This is a genomic window from Sphingobacterium alkalisoli (assembly GCF_005049105.1).
Taxonomy (GTDB): Bacteria; Bacteroidota; Bacteroidia; order Sphingobacteriales; family Sphingobacteriaceae; genus Sphingobacterium; species Sphingobacterium alkalisoli.
In genome coordinates this window covers 350,879-374,465 of record NZ_SUKA01000006.1, presented here as the reverse complement: position 1 = coordinate 374,465, position 23,587 = coordinate 350,879, and the positions used below count along the sequence as shown (strand labels likewise).

At 43.5% G+C, this 23,587-nt stretch carries 15 protein-coding genes; 2 read left to right on the top strand and 13 right to left on the bottom strand.

Annotated elements, in window-relative coordinates; genetic code table 11:
- The 6 genes from FAZ19_RS18900 to FAZ19_RS18875 all read right to left on the bottom strand — a co-directional run.
- On the bottom strand, positions 1-337 hold a 337-nt coding region (locus FAZ19_RS18900), incomplete at its 3' end, for a hypothetical protein (protein ID WP_136822314.1).
- A 12-nt stretch (positions 338-349) separates the two neighbouring features.
- Positions 350-1,198, bottom strand: coding sequence for an RHS repeat-associated core domain-containing protein (locus tag FAZ19_RS18895; RefSeq protein WP_136822313.1), 849 nt, complete (start codon positions 1,196-1,198; stop codon positions 350-352).
- Positions 1,179-1,826: a hypothetical protein gene (locus FAZ19_RS18890; protein WP_136822312.1), complete on the bottom strand. Its 648-nt coding sequence runs from the start codon at positions 1,824-1,826 to the stop codon at positions 1,179-1,181. The genes FAZ19_RS18895 and FAZ19_RS18890 overlap by 20 nt, the downstream gene beginning before the upstream one ends.
- Before the next feature lie 109 nt (positions 1,827-1,935).
- Complete coding sequence (locus FAZ19_RS18885) at positions 1,936-2,322, bottom strand: hypothetical protein (RefSeq protein WP_136822311.1); 387 nt, start codon at positions 2,320-2,322, stop codon at positions 1,936-1,938.
- 1 nt (position 2,323) lies between these two features.
- Positions 2,324-6,997, bottom strand: a complete 4,674-nt coding sequence (locus FAZ19_RS18880; protein ID WP_169305702.1) for a DUF6443 domain-containing protein — start codon at positions 6,995-6,997, stop codon at positions 2,324-2,326.
- Between the two features lie 142 nt (positions 6,998-7,139).
- Entirely contained in the window at positions 7,140-11,177 is a 4,038-nt protein-coding gene (locus FAZ19_RS18875) for a DUF5977 domain-containing protein (RefSeq protein ID WP_136822309.1), read from the bottom strand.
- Positions 11,178-11,658: 481 nt separating this feature from the next.
- Between FAZ19_RS18875 and FAZ19_RS23965 the strand changes: the two genes are divergently transcribed.
- On the top strand, positions 11,659-11,802 hold the full coding sequence (locus tag FAZ19_RS23965; RefSeq protein ID WP_169305701.1) for a hypothetical protein: 144 nt from the start codon (positions 11,659-11,661) through the stop codon (positions 11,800-11,802).
- 338 nt (positions 11,803-12,140) lie between these two features.
- Here FAZ19_RS23965 and FAZ19_RS18870 read toward each other — a convergent pair whose 3' ends face one another.
- Together FAZ19_RS18870 and FAZ19_RS18865 are read right to left on the bottom strand one after the other, a co-directional pair.
- Positions 12,141-12,641: a hypothetical protein gene (locus tag FAZ19_RS18870; protein ID WP_136822308.1), complete on the bottom strand. Its 501-nt coding sequence runs from the start codon at positions 12,639-12,641 to the stop codon at positions 12,141-12,143.
- Positions 12,642-12,993: 352 nt separating this feature from the next.
- Positions 12,994-14,556 (bottom strand): NUMOD1 domain-containing DNA-binding protein, encoded by a 1,563-nt coding sequence (locus tag FAZ19_RS18865; RefSeq protein WP_136822307.1) that lies wholly within the window; start codon positions 14,554-14,556, stop codon positions 12,994-12,996.
- Between the two features lie 409 nt (positions 14,557-14,965).
- Between FAZ19_RS18865 and FAZ19_RS18860 the strand changes: the two genes are divergently transcribed.
- Positions 14,966-15,391 carry a nuclear transport factor 2 family protein gene (locus FAZ19_RS18860; RefSeq protein ID WP_136822306.1) on the top strand — a complete coding sequence of 142 codons (426 nt, stop codon included), beginning with the start codon at positions 14,966-14,968 and terminating at the stop codon, positions 15,389-15,391.
- Positions 15,392-15,481: 90 nt separating this feature from the next.
- Here the strand turns inward: FAZ19_RS18860 and FAZ19_RS18855 are convergent, their stop codons facing one another.
- The 5 genes from FAZ19_RS18855 to FAZ19_RS18835 form a co-directional block, all read right to left on the bottom strand.
- Entirely contained in the window at positions 15,482-16,480 is a 999-nt protein-coding gene (locus FAZ19_RS18855; RefSeq protein WP_136822305.1) for an alpha/beta hydrolase, read from the bottom strand.
- Positions 16,481-16,539: 59 nt separating this feature from the next.
- Positions 16,540-19,020 (bottom strand): glycoside hydrolase family 95 protein, encoded by a 2,481-nt coding sequence (locus tag FAZ19_RS18850; RefSeq protein ID WP_136822304.1) that lies wholly within the window; start codon positions 19,018-19,020, stop codon positions 16,540-16,542.
- 27 nt (positions 19,021-19,047) lie between these two features.
- Positions 19,048-20,721 carry a glycoside hydrolase family 28 protein gene (locus FAZ19_RS18845; protein WP_136822303.1) on the bottom strand — a complete coding sequence of 558 codons (1,674 nt, stop codon included), beginning with the start codon at positions 20,719-20,721 and terminating at the stop codon, positions 19,048-19,050.
- A 75-nt stretch (positions 20,722-20,796) separates the two neighbouring features.
- Entirely contained in the window at positions 20,797-22,269 is a 1,473-nt protein-coding gene (locus FAZ19_RS18840; protein ID WP_136822302.1) for a pectate lyase family protein, read from the bottom strand.
- Between the two features lie 10 nt (positions 22,270-22,279).
- On the bottom strand, positions 22,280-23,440 hold the full coding sequence (locus tag FAZ19_RS18835; protein WP_211245536.1) for a glycoside hydrolase family 88/105 protein: 1,161 nt from the start codon (positions 23,438-23,440) through the stop codon (positions 22,280-22,282).
- Between the last annotated feature and the right edge of the window lie 147 nt (positions 23,441-23,587).

The window sequence follows — 23,587 nt, the reverse complement described above, 5'->3', positions numbered from 1 at the left end:
GAAACAGATATCTTTGTAAAAAATCAACATCTATTTTCAAGGTATTTTCATCTTCATAATCGATAAAGACTCCATATTCCATTGAGAGTTTACCATGTAAAAATGCCTTATGATGTCTTAAAGATGGTTTTTGTACCACAATGATAAAGGTCGAATCAAAATCATAGTCGATAACTTTTGGATAAATCTGCTTCCCCCAACTAGGTCCTTCTAAACTAGCACCAGATCCTTCATATAAATATTCATAACCTCCACTGAGGTCCGTTGAAATATCTCCGAATCCCGGACCACAGGATACGACCACTAAGGCGGTCATCATTGCTACAATTGCTTTCATACCAGATATTTTTTACCATTTGGGCTGACCGATCAGCTGCACATTGGGAACATACCGGGATTCCCGGTAATTAAAGTCAACCTCGCCATTAAAATAAATCATATAAGGTGTACCCGGACCGGCAGCCGCATTTCCTAATACCGTGAACACATTTCTCCAAAATGTACTTCTTTCTCCAAACCAGGGATGCCTATCCGCTGCACCTATCTCAAAATCATATTCGTTTCTTCTAATACCAATTCCTCCGCTTTTTAACCGCTCAAGTGCAAGCTTACCATAAACAAAACCATCATTGTTCTTGAACAAAAGATTGACTGTGTATGCCCTACCTCCAACTTTAAGATTTTTAAGTGCATTCTGATTGACAAAACTAAGATCTATCTTACTGGCATCCACGCGTACGGGCACTACATTCCCGTTTCTGTAGTGACTATTCGCTGTCCCCAGGTTTAATTGTACTTTATCTATTGTTTGCTGTTGCTGCCCAGTCACCACCACCTCATCCATCAGAATAGACCATCCGCCACTGGCATGTGTATACGTGGTCGCGCTCGAAGCCAGTGTTTCCAGCAGGCCGATATATTGATACGCCTTCGCCAAAACTCCTTTTAGCGTCGTGATCGGTGTCGAAAACCCTTCCTCTCCAGATTCGTAACGTTCCATCAGGCCCGCTAGATCCTCCTCGGCCTGTCCAATCGCACCTCGCCAGCTCATGTATTCTTGATACCAATAACCACTACTGGCCTCATCAATCTTCCGCCCGTCGGGATCCAAATAATTTATCGGATCGTTGCCCACAAAACCATAGGGTGTCATTCCCACGTAAGCATCTGCCAAAGGGTCATTTATCACCATCCTCATCTAATTTCAAGGTCAACTCTTCCGGAACGCCCAACTCCTTCCGCTTTTTTAGATAATCTTCCCTTGAATAGGGACCATATACTCTCGACATCGGGACATAATCATCCGCGTTTTGTTCCTTATGAGAGATGATCCAGTAATTGACAGGGCGGGAAAACAAGTCCACGTAATAGGGATCATACTGAAACAGGCTGTCTATAACTCCCTGCATAAGGCCGAAATCAGCTCGGCTCCGTGTTGTAGATATACCCCTGGATTTCATATTTCGATATAAAATACTGTCGGGAAAAAGGTATCTTTCTAAAAAATCAACATCTATTTTCAAAGTATTTTTATCTTCATAGTCTATAAAGACTCCATATTCAATGGATAATTTACCTTTTAAAAATGCCTTATGGTCATTTAAAGATGGCTTTTGTACCACGATTACAAAACTTGAATCAAAATCATAGTCGATAACCTGTGGATAAATCTGTTTGCCCCAGCTTGGGCCAAGCAAATAGGGACTAGATCCTTCAGACCAATATTCATAACCTCCACTGAGTTCCCTCGAAATATCACCGAATCCCGGACCACAGGATACAGCTGATAAAGCTGTAATAATTGTTAAAATTGCCAGTTCTCTCATTAAGTTATCTATATTTTCCGGATTTCAACATTTGATCTCCTATGACTCTACCCGCCGAATAAACTAGTTGTAACGTTTGCAACTACCCCCCCCCCAGTTGACACTTGAGCTATATAAAAAGCATTAATATAAAGACAAGAAAAATACAAGGTATCGTTAAAAAAACAATAATTTTATTTCTTCTACTGATTACAGAAGTAGCGATTTCCTGTTTATCTAAAATTAATTTCTTAAGTTTTTTAGACATTAAATAATGGATACCAAAAACCATAATTAAAAAAACAAAATAGCCAATACCATATTGGTTAATAGCGGGAAACTTGCCCTTCAATTCTGGAAAAAACTTAGTTAAAAAAACCAAAAAAGAAAAAATCAAAAAAGAGATATTTATAAGCAGGAGATTTAATGCTCTTGTAACAGCGAATCTTTCGTCACTATTCCTTTTATAAAAAAAATCGTAGTAGTTTAAAAAATAATATTTCAATAAGTAATTCATATCACCATGCTTTATATGTACCTATAGATTCATCGAGTCTTTGTCCAAGACCTTTTCCAGTGACTACTGTAAATCCAAAGTCTGTAAGGAAATAAGCACCGGAAACTAAACTTCCAACTCCTGTAAATGAAATTCCCGCCATTGTTGCATTTAAAACATCTGAAGGCTTTATCACTCCTGTTGTAGCGATTCCATAACCTGTTACAACAAGACTCGCAACAGCAACCTTATTGCTAAAACTTCTTAATCCAGCTGTTTTACTTAAGGATATATCTTTAGAGGATTTTACGAAATTATTATTTCTCAAAGAGCTCCATGCTGTCCTTACTCTTCCATTTTTTTGAATATGCCATAATTCATTCGTTTTCCACATTTCACCCTTCACGGCTAGGCCAACTCCTGCAAATCCGAGGGTACCATTTACGTAAAAAGCTGGATCTTCATAATAGGATGTTGCCCCCGAATTAGCATTTTGTCCCCTATCCACCACCACCTCATCCATCAGGATAGACCATCCGCCACTGGCATGGGTATACGTGGTCGCGCTCGAAGCCAGTGTTTCCAACAAACCGATATATTGATACGCCTTCGCCAGTACGCCCTTTAGCGTCGTGATCGGTGTCGACAGCCCCTCCTCTCCGGATTCGTGACGTTCCATCAGGCCCGCTAGATCCTCCTCGGCCTGTCCAATCGCACCTCGCCAGCTCATGTATTCCTGATACCAATAACCACTACTGGCCTCATCAATCTTCCGCCCGTCGGGATCCAAATAATTTATCGGATCGTTGCCCACAAAACCATAGGGTGTCATTCCCACGTAAGCATCTGCCAAAGGGTCGATAGCTCCCCAGCGCCCAGTGACCGGATCGTATTGCCTTGCTCCGTAATCGTACAGCTCGGTACCATCCTGGAGCTCTTTATTGCTATAAAGATAACGGTTTACAGGATTACCTGCAAGCTGTCCTGTGGTATGACGTCGGCCAAAAGGTGTGTAGTCCGCGCGTTGGCTTGCAGCGGTAAGCTGATCCGAACGAAAAGCAGAGCGCAGACTACCCAGATGATCGCGAAGATGATACTCATAGCGGTAACCGCTGCCTGTATTGATAATACGTCCCTCCTCCATCTCAATACTCATCAGACTGCCGCCGACCCACTCAATGCCATCGACATAGTCAATTGCTATTGTACCCGCTGCAGTTCGGAGTTTGCGACCCCATGCATCATAAGTATACCGTATAGCTGGACTTCCTCCCACACTATCTACCAAACCTAAAGTATTGTATCGTAAGCTTTTCCCCAATCTACCGTCATACACCGTATTTCCATTGGCATCGTAGGTATAGCTTCCCGTATTGAGACCGCCGGTAATGTTATTCACTCGGTTACTCGCATTGACATAGTGGTACTTCCGTGCAGCACCGCCGTCCTGCCACAGCGTATCGATATTGCCCATCCGGTCATACCGGACAGATTCGCCAGTTCCGCTTGCCGTCAACCCGCTGCGAAGCCGGCCCATCCCATCATACATATACGTGTACTGCTGGGAAGTCTGTCCATTGTGCTGCCATTCCTGCCGCGAAATCCGTCCATTATATTGAGGGGTTACACCACTAAGGTTTTCCTGATAGCGAAGACGCCGCACCAGTAACGCTGTGCTGTCCAGTGTCAACCACCCTCGCTCGTTATAGCCAAGGGTCTCGATCTGTCCGAAGCTGTTACCATTGTTAGTACTGTGCAAGCCCCGTGTGCGTACCTGCCCCAGTTCATTATAAGAATAACCCGAAATCTGTGTGCGGGGACCTGTACCCGTAGTTTTCCAAATGCGTAGCAACCTATCGGAATGATCATAATCATACTCCGACAGCACCTGAACCTGCAATACGGCACTCGATGTACCGGTATAATGCTTACGCATGCTTGTCAGTGGCTGATGCGTAAAGTTGTACGTATTGACCACTTCATCGTAATTGAAACTGCTATGCACCCCTCCCTTATAGTGCTGGCGGAACTGCCGTATAGGTCTCCCCTCATCATCGTAGTGGTTAACCATCCATAGCATCGTATTGGTACCATTACCTGCATCCAGTACCTTGACCCGTGCAGCCGTAGGAAGGCCTTGGGTATTGGTATTATAGCCCGATGGAAGATATGCCGCAGGTAAGCCCGGGATATTATGGCTATCATAGTAGGTTAATGAAAGCATGGTCTCTATAGCACTGCGTGGCCAGCTCTGACTACTGTATCCATAACCGGTACCGACTTTTACTTCAAACTGACTGCCGTTATAGACTGAGTCCTGTAAAACAGAACGGTAATCCAATCCCGAAGCACTACCATAACGGTAAATACCGGTAAGAATATTGCGGCCCAAGGCATCATATTTGGCTACCGTCCATTGCTGCGGACTTTTGGTGCGCTGCACGGCGTCCTGTGTGGCCACCACCTGGTCCAGCTTGTTGTAGATAAAGTATTCCCAGCCTTTACCCGGCATCTTCCGGGCAATGGGTCGATCGCTGTCATCGTACCGGTAAGCATATACCTGATCGGCAAAAAAGGCGTCTGATTCGGCAAAACTGATTCGCTCGGAAGTACCGTTCATTCTAGCCGCTGGAGGTAATATATAACGTAAACGCCCCCGATTATCATAAATATAACTGGTCGCATTAAAAATTTGATCAGTTTCCCAGATCCCAGCCATAACAACTCGCCCGGACTGATCCTGGAATACCTCCTGTGCTCCAACATTTCCATCTCCTCCCCCCCAGTTTTCATCTCGAAACGTCTGTTTTCGAAGTTTCCCTGCCTCATAATATGTAGAAACAGCGCCGTTAGCTGTTAATGTCCAGTACCTAACCTGGTTACTGCCATTACTGCCGTAGAGCATCTTCTGGGTACGATTTGCCGATGTTGTTGGCTGCCATATTTCTCCAACTTCTCCCTGTACCTTAATCCGGGCACCAGATACCTGTTCGTATATGGCATGACTGTAGGGATGCGTAGTACTTGCAACACCTTCAGGGGGGCTACTGTAGAAATCCTGTTGCTCACCAGACAATGCTGCTACGCGATACGTTCCCTGATTGTTATCTCTAGAATAAGGAAGATATTGAAAACTTTGTCGTCCCAGGCTATCATAAGCGTAAGGTTTAATCAGATCATGTTGCATAGGGCTTCCCTGAATCACAACATCCTGGAGAGGTCTTCCTAAACCATCAATATAATTCACTTGTCGCGAAGCCTGCTCAATTGTAGGAGATAATGGCGGTGTGGTAAACGGTTCCCTATAAATGATGTTACGCATATGTGTCCTGTCCGCACTGTCCCCCATGTCGATCACCGACAGCCCAAATGTAAAAGACGAAGCTCCCATACTGTTATGTGCGGTAACCACATAGGTAGTTGATCCTGAAATAGTCGTAGGGGTACCGCTAATTACCCCCGTAGTCTTATTAAATGAGAGCCCGGCCGGCAATACCGGATCAATCGTATACCCACCTCCTACTGTCCTGATTCTGTTGTTACCTGTATCACCAACGTATAACGTACCATCTTTATCTAAAAGTATTCCTCCCGGACTGTTAAACATAGCTGTATTTGGGGCTCCATTGGCATAACCTGCTGTTCCGGTCCCTGCTAAAGTATTGGAAGTACCCCATGGATAAATCCGCCTGACTTTATTGTCCATCGATACAACGTAGACAAGGCTGCTTTCATCAACAGCAAGATCAATAGGCTGGTTTAAAGTCGTAGAAGTTGTCGACCCATCGTTGCTACCTGCTACACCTGTACCTGCCAATGTACTGACAACACCAGTGGGACTCACCTTACGAATTCTATTGCCTGAATAGTCGGCAACATATACTATGCCATCCAAGCCAACAGCTATACCTCTTGGCGATTCAAAGCTTGCGATATGACCTGGCCCGTTGACCGATCCGGATGCTCCGGTGCCAGCCAAAGTAGTCACGACACCCGAAGGTGTAATTTTGCGTATAACCTTATTTCCCTCATCAGCCACATAGAAATTTCCTGCTGCATCGATAGCAATACCTAAGGGACCATTAAAACGAGCCGCAGTCCCTGTACCATTGACAAATCCCTGTGTAGACCCTACGAAGGTTGTCACGACACCAGCAGGCGTAATTTTACGCACCCGATGATTACCACGATCGGTCACATACAGGTTATCTGCTGCGTCAATAGCAAGATATGACGGCAAATACATCTTGGCTGCGGTACCTACACCGTCTGCGCTACCACCGACACCACCTACAAAGGTAGAGACTGTTCCATCCGGAGTAATCTTTCGGATACTGTGGCTCCAGGTATCCGCAACAAAGATATTCCCCAAGGCATCCCGCACCAACCCCGCAGGACTGGCGAATCGAGCAGTAGTACGGTTTCCATTTACCGCTCCGTAAACCCCAGATCCCGCCAATAAGCCAGCGTCGCCATCAGCGTATATAGCCCCTCCGGTATTCGTTGGCATGTAACTCACCGTACTACCTTGCATAATGGCAGAAGGTATAGCGTAACTAATATTTGGAGCAACCGTAGAACCCTGTGTCATTTTATACGGTGGATGCACAGAGTTCGGACTAATTTTATGACGCTCAGTTCCAAAAACTGATACGCTAATCCATATAAACAACACCATTGCCCAGATGCACTTCATATACTGCTGTCTTTTAAAGGTTCTTTGGATTATCCAAGTTAAATTATTCGAATGCTGTTTGCTTCCCATAGCTCCAACTCAATTATGTACATTTAATTTTACTATATGGATTTTTGTGTATTATACATTTTCGAATTCTTCATCACGGAGGAGGCGGACATGACTCCATTTTCGTTGAAAGTGTCACAGTCCATCCTGCCAACGAATACACCGGCACAGTAACGCCGTATCCATAACACCCCTCAACCACAGACCCCTCCAAAGTTTTAGTATGAATTCTCATACTACCTATAGGTCCACCAACAGAATAAGTTGCATTGTATATCCCAGGAGGTAGTGTCATCGTTTTGATTTGCCCCATATTGAGGATACCCGAACTATAAACCTGCGACGTATTGGAATTAGTCAAGGTCACCACCAACTGTCGGGGATAATCGTATACCCCGACCAAATGTTCAATCACAAACGTCACTTGATTCAAAACACACTCCCCCTTTAAATTGACTTCTGCACCCTTTGTCTCTACCTCTAGTTGCGCCATTTGATCTGCTTCTGCTTGTGATACCGTAGACGAATAACGTCCCGCTGGTATCGTAACAACGTAAGGGCTTGCGATCTCCCCAACAGGACAATACTGCCGATAAAATGTCTGTTGCTTGACTGTATTTCGAAATACACACTCCATACACAAATTTGCCGCCGTCTGCCCGTTAAGTACAACCTCTGCTTGTGCCTTCTGATCAGCGTCCGCTTGCGAAATCATCGAATAGTATTTTCCTGCAGGCACTAAATAGGTATAACTTTCGCCTACTCTTCCTCCTGTACAATTATTTCGCTGGTAAGAGGCCGATTTGATCGTGCTAAAATATACAGGCACGTTGTCACTATGTGCAAATACCGAATAGTAATTGCGATCTTCCAAGACATGACGGTTGTTATCAGACACTCGGGCAAGCCGCCCCATTGGATCATAAGCATAGCGGACAACTCTTCCACGCTCATCCCCTTGATAGGTTACGACACCGCGTGATGTGGCATATCCTAGGGTCTGCATAACCGCATCTTCAGGATGAATTCGAACCTCATCAATGGCCGTATGACCGCTGATAGTTGCTGGCAGATTAGAATAGAGTTGTGTAGAATAGCTCCATGACGAGCTACCTTGCTTGTACCAAAAACTCAATCTATATTTCCTGCCATTTCCTAATGTAGGCATAGCAGGTAATGAAAATCCTGAACCGCTTAACAAACCTGATCGGAGTCCAGCATGAGCTTCCGTGGAAGTTCCCGAAACCAATTCTTCGAAACCTTGATAGAATACCTCCGAAGACTTGGCATTAGAAGCACTTGCCAGCATTAACTTCCCATTATAGCCCCATAAAGTAGATACCGGTGGTCCATCAGTCCGATCCACCTGTATTAGATTACCAAAAGAATCGTAACTGTTGCTAAATATAAGTTTATATCGACCATCCTCACCATATGTTGTCGATGTACCCTGATAGGGTAAAAGGCCTATATTACGATTCGAAAATTTGAAAGATCCCAAAGCTTGGTCACTCGGAATTTCTAGTCTATAGGTTTTGTCCTTAAGATACGGCTTATCCACCAAATAGGTATTAATATCTCCCCTTAGAATTTCATGTGTATTGGTGATAGTATCAGTGAGGTAACTGACCTCTTCCACTGGAAATGCCAATAACCCTTTACTAACCATTGCATCTATAAAGGTTGTACCTGAAGCATAGTCCTGTGGATATAGCCGTAAATCGGTCTGTTTTTTTCCATTGGCACGAATAATTTCTGTTCGTGTATTGAGCTTATTGGCTGTATTATCATAAAATAATCTTACACGGTTTACCTGCGTGTCCGATCCGGATTCAAAAATACTATCGGTCATCATCTTTGGAAGATAGCTATACGTGTATATTTTATAGGCTCCTCCTTCATACACAATGGGGCCGCTCAATGCTCCGCTCGCTCCATAATTACACACCCAATAACGCCTAGCATCAAAGGCTCGTATAAAATTCCGTTGCCCATGTAAGGGTGCATAACTGATACGGGTAACTTTGTGCCGCGTACCATTTTTATGATATTGTTCTACACTTTTGAGTTTTCCTCGCTCCAGTGCCAGTGAGGTAAACGCATTCATGCCTGATTTCCCTGTAAACAGGCTATTCAACACGCCCTCGTCAGGATGGTTGTCATCATAATTGGTATATCTGTAAACTGTAAAACTTCCATCAGCGGCAATTTCGGTCACTTCTGAATATCCGACATGTTCACCGCCCAGACTTACACCCTCGGGTAGCGGCATATAACGATAAGCCAGATTGGCCTGAAGTACATGTCCGCTAGGAAGCGTATGGGTACCCTCCCAAAGATGCTTGGGCATACCGCCTATAACACCACTGGACCTCATTTTTGAAAGATCTCCTGTGGCGTAATGTAGTCGATAGTCGAAATGCGTAGACAACACTTTTTCACTGGAAGGGTCATAGTCATATATTGCCTTCACCCGCAATCCCCCTCCTCGATTATCAGCACCTGAAGCACTGATCGTCAAATGATCATCATTGGCCTTCAAGGAGAAATCATTGGGCTCATAGTATAACATCTTTACTCCTCCTGTAGGGTACACTATTTTAGTTAATGCCCCCTCTTTCATATGGGAAACAGAAGGTGGTCTGTACTGTGTATAACTGTTTGGTACATTTCCAGTATAATAACCCCATTCGTCCGTCGCTCCCGACAGGTATGCCGGTTGTGTGACGGATTGGTCATAATAAAATTTATAGTCAGGGCTGCTTTCCTGGACACCTGTTTCGTCAAAGCCGCTTTGCTTAACTCCTTCCAGTGACAGCCTGGTATCTGAATCAGCCGTATAACGAAAATCAAAACGACGGAATATCTTATCGTTATACACATCCTTGATATCAATGCGGTCCAATTGTTTCCACTGCAGATTGTTGAGAATGGCCGGATACGTATTTTGCCCATTCTGCCGGAGAAAAGTAAGAAATTTATAATCTACCGTATCCGCAGCAAGACGTTCCTGTATGGAGAGAAGTGTCTCCTGTGTAGTTGCACCTGCGATAGCCCGCGTACGGTTATATACCTGGTAGCTTTCATCATATATTGCCTGTCGATATCGTAGCTCTACACTCGTGGAACGTGTAAAGATAGCCTGTTCGGAACCAGTTGTTATACTACTGAGGTAAACTGGTGACAGGAGGTTGCCACCCAACGAACCCGCTGACCGGGCATTGCCACCATTGGATGAACAGATAAGTGACCCTGACAACGATATCGTGTAGTTATTAGCATAGATATTATTGTACAGTACATTAGTGTAATGGTCGCGTTCATAACTAAGATTAATCTCATGAATCCCATCAACGGAAACGATCTTAGTCAGATGCCAGGAAGTCGCTGTCCATGGACTGCCGTACTGGCTAAAAAAGTCGATACTATATTCAACAGCATCTGCCTGTCCGCCAAACACATATTTCGTACCGTCGGGTCCCAGCAGTGTAAATGTCCGGAATACTCTAGCCCATGTAGCCATAGCGTAAGGATCTGGCGGAGAGGTTGTCCCAAATGGTGGAGAAAAACCTGTTTCTGCATCAAACAACACCTTTACATCTTGATCGCACTGCACTTGCCAATTTCGCTCATGATCCAAAAAGAATCTGCCCGAAATACCATTTACCTGAAAACTGAATTCGTCGGGCGAATCGGCTAGCGCATCGGTAGTATACCCTTGTAATTTGGACAATGTACTCCAATCCGACGCAGCCAGTTTCGTGTAATTGTCATAAAAGCCACCCATACCAGCAGGTAGCTCATCTTCCCGTATATTTACCTTACGTGTAATCACCCCCGCTCGGAGAAACCATCCTCTACCTACCCACCCCGGGTGGACATCGGGACGAATACCACTTATGTCATAAGACATCGTTAAGCCAAGATTTAGGTTACCTTCGTGAAACTCGTATAACGGTAGAGCGATAGCAGGTGCTCCACTAAACCTAGATATCTCTGCCTGGATATTGTTTTGACTTCCCAACATGCTCGCACTTGGCATACTAATAGGATTTTTAGGTTGCATCTGAGCATGTAGAAGGCTTATTGAAAAACAGGCCAAAAGCAATATATTCGCAACGGATCTGATCATAGCTAACAGATTAATTATTGGTAATTAATCGTAAACATAAAACTTAATTAACTTTTTAAACAACCATATTTTAACATATTATTAACGTATTTTAACACAAGTCAAAAAAAATCCGCTATAGTACTTAATAACTGACATAGTGGATCTTGTATCCCGGATCAAACATGCCCCCTCAACAGTTAACTTTGCACCCCTGACATAATAAAAAAAGAGTTAAGCTCGCTAGGTGATAATACTTCGCCGCCAACATGCGAAATTGGTGCTTATTGGTTACATCCGCTGCTTTTTACCCCCCTCCCTTCCCCCAATTTTGATGCAAATTGATAGATTTAAGGTATATGACAATACCAACCTATCAAAACTAGGTATGATTAACTTCGAGCTCAATGAACCTCAATTATTCATCATGGTGAAATTTATGGACGAACTCGCAAAAACAATTCTCTAAGGCGGGCACGATAGTTTTATGAAAGAATAAAATATGCAAATGCCCTCATATACAGATGTGAAAGAGTTCGAAGATTTCTTCGTTAAGCATGCTACTACATTAATTGACGCATTCAAAACTAATTCGAACGAAACCATGGGCGGAAAAATTATGATGAAGTCCTTTAAATGGGAATAAAATATTTGGATCGAAGCGTAAGAACAACGAAAGTGGTACGTGTCGCAGCATTCTGGAGATAGTCTACTGCTCTGAGCCGCGATAGCGCATCGTAGCTAAAGGCGTAGCCCCTAACCGCACTTTTCCTTTTCGGTTCTTAGCTCATGGCCGAGATATTGCCGTTATACCGCTTTACACTGTTGCCATAAGATTCGTTGTAGAACAGCTCCTTACTCGCGCTGGTTTGGAACTGTCAAGAAAAGCACCGGAAACATTCAGGCGCTAGCTGAGGCCGCCACCCAACGGGTCATACAAGACCTGAATTGGCAGTTGACTCCTAATTAGTGAAATCAAAACTGCTAGCAAATTTGTTTTATTAAAGTATCTCCTCCCAATCCTTTTATGTACGCTACATCTGAAAATCCGCTTCTTAAGAAGTTTTTCAAATGGACGTCTCTTTTTTCATGATTTTTGAAATAAACTTTCGCGTCATTGAATAAATACCCCTTATTAAGAACAAAAAAAGAAAGAGAATAAAAATATTCCCAAAGTTTAACAATTAAATTTGGAGAATTTAAATCAAATACATGCCTATACAAGAAATAAAATCTACTTTCATCTAAGAAATCAATTATATAGAGGTTTTCGCTATTAAACATATTCATCAAATCATTCTCGATACTCATTAATTCACGAATATCTGTTAAACTTTCTTTGCGAAAGCAACTAAAAATAATTTCCTGTCCGAACGTAAACTCACCTCCTAAGAACTCCTTAAAAAAGATAATACTATTTCTATTCGTTAGATCTATATTGGTGTATATACGTGCTCCGTCAGGATTTTCAGCTTCAAAATTCATCAACTATTTTTATTTGTATTCTATTGCCTTCCCAAACCTAAAGGGAATTAAACTTCTATGTTTTTTAATTCCCCTCCCTCCAAAATTGGTATGAAAGTGTAGAATGTTATTATAATTAGACTTTCCAAAGTTATGATAATCTAGCCTTAGTCTCTTCCCTGATTTTGATGCGTAATCAAAAATTGCACCTCCATATGTACTTAGATTCCGATACAACGGAATATATAAAGTTGGGTCCGCCTGTGCACGGGTCAACTTGGCTATCTGCAAAGACAGGGCGATAAAAAGCCTCATATATTGATTAATAAAAAGTGATTAAAATTGATCGGGCACCGGTCGTTTACAAAATGGCTCATTCCACTTTCTTCCACCGAAAACCGCCTGCAGTATTGTTATCGCCCCTTATGGCGGCAGAGATGGTGGTATTATGAATTCCTAGCGCTCTGGAGGCACTCTTGATACTCGGATATCTGGCAATCTCCCTTCCCTTCAGGTTATACTGGATCACTTTCCGGGATAGCTTATGTCCCAGCGGACGGGGTGTCACCGGTAGCACCAATTTAGCCTTGCCTTTTCCCCTTCGCCAGATAAAACCACCTGCCGTGGCCTTATGGCCGTCCACGCAGCCGTTGATTCCACCGGCATGAACACTTGTCTCTCTGGAGGCCGCAGTTATATGGGGATAGTACCCCAGCCTTTTGCCTTTCAGGTCATATTGCGTGATATCTTTCGTCTTGGGTTTGGCCACATTGTTACGGATAATTGACAGCTCTTCCGCTCCCAGCTGTGGTTCCTCGCCATACCGCCAAATATATCCTTTCAGCAACAGGTCGTCGCGGATCGCCATCGCATTTATACGTTCTGTTTGAACATTTATAAAACTTGCCGCCTCCTTGCTGTTGGTAAACGTCCTTACCTTATTGCCTTCCAGGTCGTACTGGCTCACCGTATACCCCTTGCGCAGCGAGAGTGATCTTTGCTCCCTTGACGTGTCGATCGTTTCGGCTTCGCCCTTCCGCCACACCGAGGAGGCCGTGACCAGCACCCTGCCATTGACCGCATCGCTGATCACCTTACGCTCAAGCCCCAGCACCTCTGCCGCCTGGCTCATATTGTAATAGGTCGCAATTCGCCTGCCCTCCAGATCATATTGGCTCACCGGGGCTCCCTTGGTACGCCGGATCGCTTTATGAATGTTGCGGACGGCTACATTCTTCTTGCTGCTTCCAAGTCGCCAGATATAACCTACCGCCGTGAGCGCCTTCTTCTTTGTCGCTGCACTGATGGCCGATATCGTGGCGCCTACGGCTTCGGCGGCTTGCGATAGGCTTTCGTAGGTATGCAGATAATGGCCTTCCATGTTGTACTGGCTCACCTTCTTGATGTTCACATCCCGCCCCAGCTGACTGAACACCTTCTGGTTTTCTTCGCTGTGCCCAAAATGCAGGTCTTTACGGTCGGCCTGCATGATGCGCTGCTGAAGACCCGAGAGATCGACCAGCACCAGGTTGTCCGGAATGACATTCAGGCCGTTTCCATCCTTATACGTAACGTACAGCGACCGGTCGGAAAGGTCGAACTGCTCAACAAAGCAATAGTACATCACCCGGCCCACAGAAATGGAATGGGTAACCTTCCCGACCTGAATCCGGGAGTTAAAATGCTGCTTGAAGTCCTGCTTGAAATTGTTGAATGTTCGATTAATCTTCTGGGCCTGTATACGCTCTGCAAAAACACTGGTCTGACCAACCGAATTGGTCAGTTCGTACGATAGCCGCTTAATACGGCCAAGATTCGAAATCATGCCATATCCTTCCAGTCCAGGAAGGTCTTTCCATTCTTCGCCAGGAAGATCTGCCAAGTCCTTATTTTGATAGGGCGGTAGTACCGGAGCTGTTATTGTCCTTTTCTTCATCGTCAGTGTCTCATACCATTAATTAGGTGTTATTTTTAGCAATGCAACGAATACACAGCTATATACAGCGATCGGTTGATCACTCGGTCACTTTGCTGTATTAAGTCAAAATTAGCAAAAATTCGTCCAAAGAAAAAAACCGATGGGGGCACGGAATTTATCCGGTGTTGATAGTAAAAACTTTAAAATACCCATACAAAGTAAATCAGCTGTCGTACAACAAGGTGCCGATCCCGTGGCATAACCTAAAAATTCATTAGCCTGCAACAAAATATTTTCACCGATTTCTTTTCTGCATTCACCGAATAATCTGGCACGCTGGTCTAATCGCCGTTTGCTAGCGGCGAGTTCTGCCCTACTTTTGATTCAAATAATACGACATAATAACTTTTAAAACATCATCTACAAAATGAAAAACATCATCTCAACTATCGCAACGGCTCTCATTTTAATCTCATCATTCAGCTCATTTGCTGCAGAGAAAGCAAACCCATTAAAGAACATGAACAGCAAGGGGATCATCGCCGTGTACCTAGATGCTGCAGCACTGGGTAACACAGAGTTTAATCAACATCTGTTTGCAAATGATTTCGAATACTACAATTCAGCCAACAACGGCAAGCACGGTAAAAAAGCTTACACCAAATTCTTAAAACAAAATAAAGGGCTGCAGTACAACTGCAAAACGACTTACCAAATACTGGACGAAAGCGGTAACTCGTGCATAGCTAAAGCTACTATGGAGTTTGTTGACTTTACCCGTGTAGACCATATCACGCTTTGCCGGACAAAAGACGGCTGGCAGGTAAGTAAAGTGGTAACGACATACCCTTAAAAATGGGTGTTTTTGGTGCGATAGGCCTGCAGAAGTGCAGGCCTTTTTATTGAGCTAGTGAGGCCAACAAAATCGCATGCGGGTTGAGATTTAAATACGATTCAAATTAAAAATAGCATTTAGAAAAGATGCTGTTTTATCAACGCAATCATCTATCCAAGGATGGAATAACCAAAAGGGATGTACTTTTACATTGACTTCATGGACTTCGTGATAGACGTTCCATCTTTTTAGCATTCCGACCAGTTCATCTTGTCCCGCGTGAAATCGTGGAAAACCGCTATTGAAAAACAACATCGGTACAATACGCTTTTCGTCGGCCCAAAATATAGGCGACGCCTCTTTCCATAGGGCTGGATGACTTTCAAAACTTCCACCTAACCATGAGATATCCGCGGCATCCGGCTTTCGTTCCAAATTAAGGGATGCCGGTGCCATAAAGTCGATCACACCATCAAAATTGATAATGGCCTGTACTTCCGTGGAGATTCCTTGTTCAGCTTTCAGCATTTCAAATTTCGAAAGCCCATTTGTCAGCCCCACGAGCGAAGCTAACTGTCCGCCTGCTGAGCAACCCAAAACCGCAATTTTCGCCGTATCGATATGAAATCTGTTTGCGTTGGCTTTTACCCAACGTAGGGCTTCTTTAATATTGTGGACAGCAGCTGGATACTGCGCTTCGAGCGACAATTGGTATTCTACGGGAACGGTTACAAAACCTTTTGCAGCAAGCATTTGTGCCATCGGAACCTGCATCTCTTTTGTACCCGAACGCCATCCCCCACCATGAATCAGTACGATAGCGGGCAATTTTCTCGTATGGTCGGGACGAAAAACATCGAGATGAAGCTCGCGCTTTCCGAAAGCGGTATGTTGTAACGTAAGATATACGTTGTCGTCATATCTTTTAATACCTTTCGGCAGGCTATCCTTTACAAGCACTGCATACGGAAATTCTTTTTTTATCTGCCGATGTACCCGCATGATATTGTATGTCGTATCGATCGGAATAGGAGTTTGCGCGATTAAAAACGGAGAACACAGCTGTAATATTAAAAATACAGCTGTATAGTGTACTGCTTTAGTCATCCAGATGCTTTTAGATTTACATGTATCATATCGTCTGTCAATGGGCAATTTAAATTGTATCATGGTGTAACGACGAATTCATATTGTTTTCCTGCTTTGGCACTGAAATCCCATAATTCTGTATCCGGTGTTTCATACTGCTCCACAGTAGCCTTTAACGACGTTAAAGGTTCTTTTATAGCATTTACAGTATAAAATAGGTTTGGATTTTCATCTTCTGCTTTGTTTAGGGACACATTTCCAGATAGCACAGTCCCTTTTGCCAAGCGTAAACGACAGTTTCCACCCAGGTTCGACTTTACGACCAAGCGCGTCAACACACCCTCCTTCCATTCTATATTCACCACGAATCCGCCACGTGCACGTAATCCGGTTATCTTGCCGGTCGGAAGTGCATCGGGAAGTGCCGGCAAGATATAAATACTGCCATCGTACGACTGCAAGAGCATTTCAGCAATACCGGCCGTACATCCAAAATTTCCATCAATCTGAAATGGAGGGTGCGCATCCAGCAAATTTGGGTAGGTTCCTCCACCTTGGCCCTGTTCCCCTTCCGGGGGGCTTAGCTGATCTTGAATAAGTTTATACGCTTGATTACCATCTAACAACCTTGCCCACCAATTGACCTTCCAGCCCATAGACCAACCTGTCGATTTATCACCCCTGTACAACATAGAGTTTTTAGCCGCCTGGGTTAGCTCCGGGTGACGAAACGGAGAGATCTGCCCTGCTGGATACAAACCATAAAGGTGTGAAATATGCCTGTGTTTATCCGTTTTACTATCTAGATCTGTCAGCCACTCCTGTAATTGGTTGTGCTGGCCAATCTGCATCGGAGGCAATTTATCACGCATCACTTTTATCGAATCCGTTAAGGTTCGATCCTTACCCAGTATGTTAGCCGCTGCAATAAAGTTATTAAATACATCAAACACCAATTGATTGTCCATGGTTGTTCCCGCAGAAATACCTACGCTTCCAGTCATATATGAATTCTCGGGAGATATAGAGGGTGTGACTATCATCCATTTTCCCGAAGGATCGGGCTGTAAAACATCCAAATAGAACAAGGCCTTGCCTTTTAACACTTCATAATAGTCTTTCAAGAATTTCTTATCACCACTGTAAAGATAATGCTGCCATAGGTGCTGCGTGAGCCAAGCGCCACCCATCGGCCACATACCATAGTAGCCGCCGTCGACAACTCCCGTAATTCGCCAGAGATCCGTATTGTGGTGCATGTTCCATCCCCGTACGCCGTACATCTCCTTCGCGCTCTCCTGCCCTGTTATGGCCAGATCTTTTAGCATAGCAAAAAGAGGTTCATGCATTTCCTGTAAGTTAGTAACTTCTGCCGGCCAATAGTTCATTTCCGTATTAATGTTGACGGTATATTTACTATCCCAAGGTGGCGATAGTTTATCATTCCATATCCCCTGCAAATTTGCCGGCTGACCTCCTGGCTGCGAAGAGCTGATCAATAGGTATCGGCCAAATTGGAAGTACAAAGCTACCAGATGCGGATCTTGAGATGTCTTAAACTCCTTAACACGGACATCTGTCGTCTTTTCTGCCTGTGGGCTTTTGCCAAGATCTAAACTGACACGATAAAAAAAATGTTGGTAACGCTTGGTATGTTTCGCAAGTGCATCGGCATATTTCACCTTTAACGCTTTACTTAAGATATTCTGCGCATTACGGACTGCATTTCCCGAGAGGTCATTATATTTTTTGAAGTTGGTACCGATCGAGACAAATAAGACAACTTCATCCGCCCCACGTATTTCGAGGTTATCCCCATTTACAATCAATTCACCACCTTTTAATACCGGTTGAACGATACCGTTGAATTTCACCTTGCCTACCTTACGATCGACTGCACTGGTTGTGCCGGATAAAGAAAGCTGTTTGCCTTCTTGCGAAACATTGGCCGACTTGTGCGGCGAGCTGAGTCCAATGGTAAAGGAAAGACTATTCTTCGTATCGGCACTCAGTTTCAAAACCACGACATCATCCGCAAATGAAGCGAATACTTCCCTATGGTAGGTAACACCGGCAACTTGGTAGGCGGTTCGTGCTACGGCGTTTTCGATATCCAGCTCCCGCCGATAGTTGCTAAAGTCTTCATGTTCTGGAAAGGCAAGCCATAGGCTGCCAAAAGTCTGATAAGGCATACCGTAATCTAAATCCTTAGGCGCTGCGCGGGGAAAAGTCGCATTGGAAAGTTCCTGTGCCTCCCTGGCCTTACCCTGATTCAACAGCGATCTTATTTCCTTTATTTTGGTTGCAGTATTCTTTGGTACGTTATTTCCTGGTTCACCTGCCCAAATGGTTTCTTCATTCAGCTGAAGTTGTTCTTTTGCAGGGTCTCCAAATACCATTGCCCCTAAACGCCCATTTCCAATTGGTAAAGCCTCATTCCAGTCTGATGCTGGTTTATCATAAAAAAGCTTCAGTTCCTGTTTCTGAGCGGTTAAAAAACAGAAAGGTACTATCGCCAAAGTAGTTATCAGCAAAGTTTTTAAAACAAGTTTCTTCATTATATCTTGGTTGAATTTTACGTATCGTTAATCAATTTGCACCGCGCTGCTCCGAGCGCCATGGTCTAACTTTATCTGTTTAATATCAAATTTGGCATTTTTAAACCGCAGATTATTTGATTCAGCACCATTTACTTCTAGCACTTGAGAAACATCAGGGTTGTAATCGAGTTGATCAAAAAACAAATCTTTGGCATTTTCTACATATATCAATCGATTAGATTTATCGGTATGAAAGGTCGCGTCGTTGATCGAAATGTGTTGTGCATCTTTAATCTCAACGCCCCTATCAGCCGTTAAAAACAAGTTGCTCATCCGAATATTTTGAATGGGCATCTCAGGAAGCCCTCGCATAAAAACGCCGATAGCAGCCCCGTTGCAGGTAACACGATCGATAAATACATTTCTAATCTGCGGGGTTTCTACCGTTACCTCAGGTATTACTTGCACTTCATTCGCTTGTGGAGGTTTGGTCCAATAATACATATCAAAAAAGATAGCTTCTTGTACGATGTTAGACATATTTATGTTTCGGATGTGGATGTTTTCAACAATACCTCCCCGACCCCGGGTAGTCTTAAACCGGATACCTTTATCTGTCCCCATAAAGGTACAGTCTTCAACAAAAATATCCCGTGCACCACCCGACATCTCGCTACCTACAACAAAACCGCCATGCCCCAGATAAACTTTGCTTCTCCGAATAATAACTTGTTCTGTTGGTATGTTTCTCTTTCTTCCCTCTTCATCTTTTCCTGATTTGATACATATGGCATCATCACCGACATCGAATACGCAATTCTCTATAAGTACCCTTGCACAGGATTCGATATCTACGCCATCCCCATTTTGCGCGTAATCGGGATTCTTAACAAGAACGTTCCGAAGGGTAAGATCCTGACACATGAGGGGATGTAGATTCCATGCCGGAGAATTTTGAAATGTAATTCCTTCCAATAACACTTTTTTGCAGTTGGTCAAAACGACAAGGTTTGGCCTTAGATAATCTTTAATACCCTCAAAGTCTGACAGTTTACCGCCGTCCGCCAACAGTACCGAACGCTTTTCTTCGTGTGCCAGCTTCGTCTTTTCCGATGGAAACCAGGTTTTTCCGTCATCACTTACTAATCCTCCAGATGCTATTTTCTCACGCCATTCCCCTTCGGTCAACGCGTTTCTTCCTACCATACGCCAAGCGTCTCCGTTTCCGTCGATTGTTCCTTTTCCGGTGATGGCGATATTCTCCAGATCCCGACCGCTAATAGGCGACTGATTTCGAGCGGAAGGTTTGCCTTCATAATTGCCCTCTATTATTTCATATTGATTAAAATCAGCTGTAAATTGTACGAATGCATTATCTGCAAGATGCAGATTTACATTGCTTTTTAATTCAATGGGTCCGGATAACCAATAACCTGCGGGAATCAAAACCACTCCTCCGCCCCGGCCATTACAGACAGATATTGCATCGTTGATATTTTTCGTATTTAACGTATACCCATCAGGACTTGCACCAAAAGTTCTGATATCAATGGTATCCTTCTTAAATTGCGGTTGGGCGACCTGCGGCAGATTTGTCCAACTAAATGAGCTTGCTGCTTGAGGCGTAACGGATTGCGCGTATAGGTCGTCCGAAAGGCATAAAATAACTAATGTTGCAATACCGGTAAGTACAGTTTTTTTGAAATTAAAGAATATCATTATTAAAAATTATGTATTAACTAGATTGATGTGTTGTATATCTTCTTATTCGATCACATCGCTATTTATATATGATCAGATTTGATTTGCCGTAATATATTGTACTAAACTATTCAGGTAGCATTCCAGATACGTATACCCTTCTTTGTTAAGGTCTTCGGCCTTTTTGCCAGGATGGTGCTCTTCTAGCCATCCATCAGGAATCCCATTGCCATCAGTATCCATAACGGCTACTCCAGATTGTAGTATTGGCCACGCAGACCAACTCTTATCTTTTGCATTAGGATTTAGATCTTCCTGGGAATCAAGGAGTCCTTTCCGTGGATAATTTTTGCTCTTCCATTCCCCTCCTTTACCATTGTGCCGACTTTTGCCTATAAATTGAGCGCTACCTGTTGCTGTCTCCCGTACAATCCGCTGGTCAATGGCATCTCTATAAATGGAACAACCTGCGTGTGCTAACACTTTTTCGTAGGCAGTCTGTGCGTTGTGTGTTTGCATAGTATGCACCACGAGCGGTTTTTCTAGTTTGATTCCAGCCATAGTTTGATTTCCCTGAATGGTTACTCCTAACCAATTATCAGCAGAAATAGTGGGGTTATGATCAAGCACATTTCCGTTAATGTAATATTTTCCCCAAACTCCTATAATGGATTTGAAATAGCCATTTTCACCGCTCGCATTTAAGGCTACTATCCGATCCTTAACACGTTTCTCCGTTCCAGGTCCTGGTTTATAATAATTGTTTATGATATTGATATGCATTGCCTCACCTCCATATGCTCCATTGCCATTCCAATTGTAGAACACATTATTCCGTACATCAGTCGTATCTTTTCCTGCGTATTTAGCGCCGGGCCCATAACGAGGCGTACGGCTATCATGATGGGCCAACAAATTATGGTGAAAAGTAGCTCGCAATCCACCCCAAATGGCACCGTAACCGTGAGGCCCCTTAGAATGTCCGGACAAACGCAAACTCTCAGAAATAATGCACCATTGCATAGTAAAGTTCTCATTGTCGTAGAAAGACGAGCACTCATCGGTACTCCAGCTGATCGAACAGTGATCGAGTATGACGTTGGTATTTTGACGTCCACTAAACGCATCCGCTCCATCAGACTCTTTAGTAGATAAATAACGATCTCCCATTCGAAAGCGTAAAAAACGTATGATTATATTATCCGCAGCCAACGTAACCGGGAAGCCCGCTAAACATATGCCATCTCCAGGTGCAGATTGACCTGCAATAGTTACGTTTCCATTTCTAATTGATAGGCTGCTCTTTAAATAAATGGTACCTCCGGTTTTGAATAGAATAGTGCGTGGTTCGGTCTGATTAATGCACCAACGAAAAGATCCTTGCCGCGTCTGTAGATCCCCAATTTCATTATCTTCTAAGGTGTTTACGTAGTAAACAGAACCACCCCTCCCACCTGTTGCATACATACCGCCACCTTCTGCTCCGGGGAAAGAAGCAACCGCTTGCGCGAATAGCGCTGAAATAGATAGGAATAAACCTATGATGACTAAAAAAAATTGTTTCATATCGTTCATATTATCGATCCAATAATATACTGGTCATAATAAATGGACCTACGGCTTTAGGGTCGTTGTCTCGTACCAGTTCAGAAATATAATATGCAAAACTACCGTCGCGATAGTTCTTGTCGCCACCTAATCCCGCCACGGAGCAGCAGCTCGTTATACTCCAAGTTCCGTCCTTTTCTGTCTTGGTAAAATGTTGGATAAATTGTTCATAAGCTTCCTCTCCTTTCCTTAGGAAGCTTTGGTCTAAATATCCTTTTTGAGCACCTTTGATCCAAGCATAAATAAACATAATAGAGCCTGTAGATTCCTGGTAATTCCCTTCTCGATCTTGCATGTTGGTTACCTGATACCACATGCCGGTATGGGGATCTCTAAATTTCTCCAGAGATGATGCCAGCTCTTGTAGAATTTTTAAAATTTCGGGTCTATCGGGATGCCTCTCCGGTAAGAAATCCAAAACATCTACGATAGACATCATGTACCAGCCAATACTTCTAGACCAAAAATTAGGCGAAAGTCCTGTCTTAGGATCGGCCCAACGCTGTGATTTACTTTCGTCCCAGCCGTGATAATATAAACCTGTCTTGGGATCATACAAGTTTTTTCGTACATCTACGATCTGCAATGCTACGTCATCAAACAAGTCGGTTTCATTGTTTTTTTCTGCATATTGGGCCAAGAAGGGTCCCGCCATATACAGTCCATCTAGCCAGACTTGATGTGGATATACTTTTTTATGCCAAAAACTTCCTTCCTTCGTCCGAGGGTGCGTACGCATTTGTTCGCGTTGGTGATCCAAGGCGATTTTAAAGCGCTTTTCTCCTGTTTTTGCTAGAATAGGAAACAAAATTTTCCCGGTATTTACACGGTCTATATTGTATTCTTGTGGCTTATACCCCAATATATCACCGCTTTCATTGATCATGGTGTCTACATAATCATAAATATACGCGTAGTATTTGCGCTCTCCAGTCTTATCGTAAGTTTGTAATATCGACTGCGACACTAATCCGTGACAGTAGTTCCATTTCGGCGCTTTTGAAAAATCAAGCATCCAGGCTTCAGGATTACGTTTCATCTCTGAATCGACCATTCGCACATAATTTTTTTGGGCGAATGCTCCGAAGCTAAGAAAAGAAATACAGATCAGTATTAGTAGTTTTTTCATGTGCATTTTTTCTAAAAAACATCTTTCTAGATGAGGGCTTACTTTTGGTGTAAAGATTGTTTTTACGTTCATCTAAAAATACGAACTATATCTCCCCCTCGGGGCAAATATTTCGTAAAAAAGGTTTGATTTCTCGCTCAACACAAC

Excerpts from the sequence above, each read along its gene's own strand:
- FAZ19_RS18895 (WP_136822313.1), bottom strand. The coding sequence starts at position 1,198 with ATGAGGATGGTGATAAATGACCCTTTGGCAGATGCTTACGTGGGAATG.
- FAZ19_RS18890 (WP_136822312.1), bottom strand. The coding sequence starts at position 1,826 with ATGAGAGAACTGGCAATTTTAACAATTATTACAGCTTTATCAGCTGTA.
- FAZ19_RS18885 (WP_136822311.1), bottom strand. The coding sequence starts at position 2,322 with ATGAATTACTTATTGAAATATTATTTTTTAAACTACTACGATTTTTTT.
- FAZ19_RS18880 (WP_169305702.1), bottom strand. The coding sequence starts at position 6,997 with ATGAAGTGCATCTGGGCAATGGTGTTGTTTATATGGATTAGCGTATCA.
- FAZ19_RS18875 (WP_136822309.1), bottom strand. The coding sequence starts at position 11,177 with ATGATCAGATCCGTTGCGAATATATTGCTTTTGGCCTGTTTTTCAATA.
- FAZ19_RS23965 (WP_169305701.1), top strand. The coding sequence starts at position 11,659 with ATGCAAATGCCCTCATATACAGATGTGAAAGAGTTCGAAGATTTCTTC.
- FAZ19_RS18870 (WP_136822308.1), bottom strand. The coding sequence starts at position 12,641 with ATGAATTTTGAAGCTGAAAATCCTGACGGAGCACGTATATACACCAAT.
- FAZ19_RS18865 (WP_136822307.1), bottom strand. The coding sequence starts at position 14,556 with ATGAAGAAAAGGACAATAACAGCTCCGGTACTACCGCCCTATCAAAAT.
- FAZ19_RS18860 (WP_136822306.1), top strand. The coding sequence starts at position 14,966 with ATGAAAAACATCATCTCAACTATCGCAACGGCTCTCATTTTAATCTCA.
- FAZ19_RS18855 (WP_136822305.1), bottom strand. The coding sequence starts at position 16,480 with ATGACTAAAGCAGTACACTATACAGCTGTATTTTTAATATTACAGCTG.
- FAZ19_RS18850 (WP_136822304.1), bottom strand. The coding sequence starts at position 19,020 with ATGAAGAAACTTGTTTTAAAAACTTTGCTGATAACTACTTTGGCGATA.
- FAZ19_RS18845 (WP_136822303.1), bottom strand. The coding sequence starts at position 20,721 with ATGATATTCTTTAATTTCAAAAAAACTGTACTTACCGGTATTGCAACA.
- FAZ19_RS18840 (WP_136822302.1), bottom strand. The coding sequence starts at position 22,269 with ATGAAACAATTTTTTTTAGTCATCATAGGTTTATTCCTATCTATTTCA.
- FAZ19_RS18835 (WP_211245536.1), bottom strand. The coding sequence starts at position 23,440 with ATGAAAAAACTACTAATACTGATCTGTATTTCTTTTCTTAGCTTCGGA.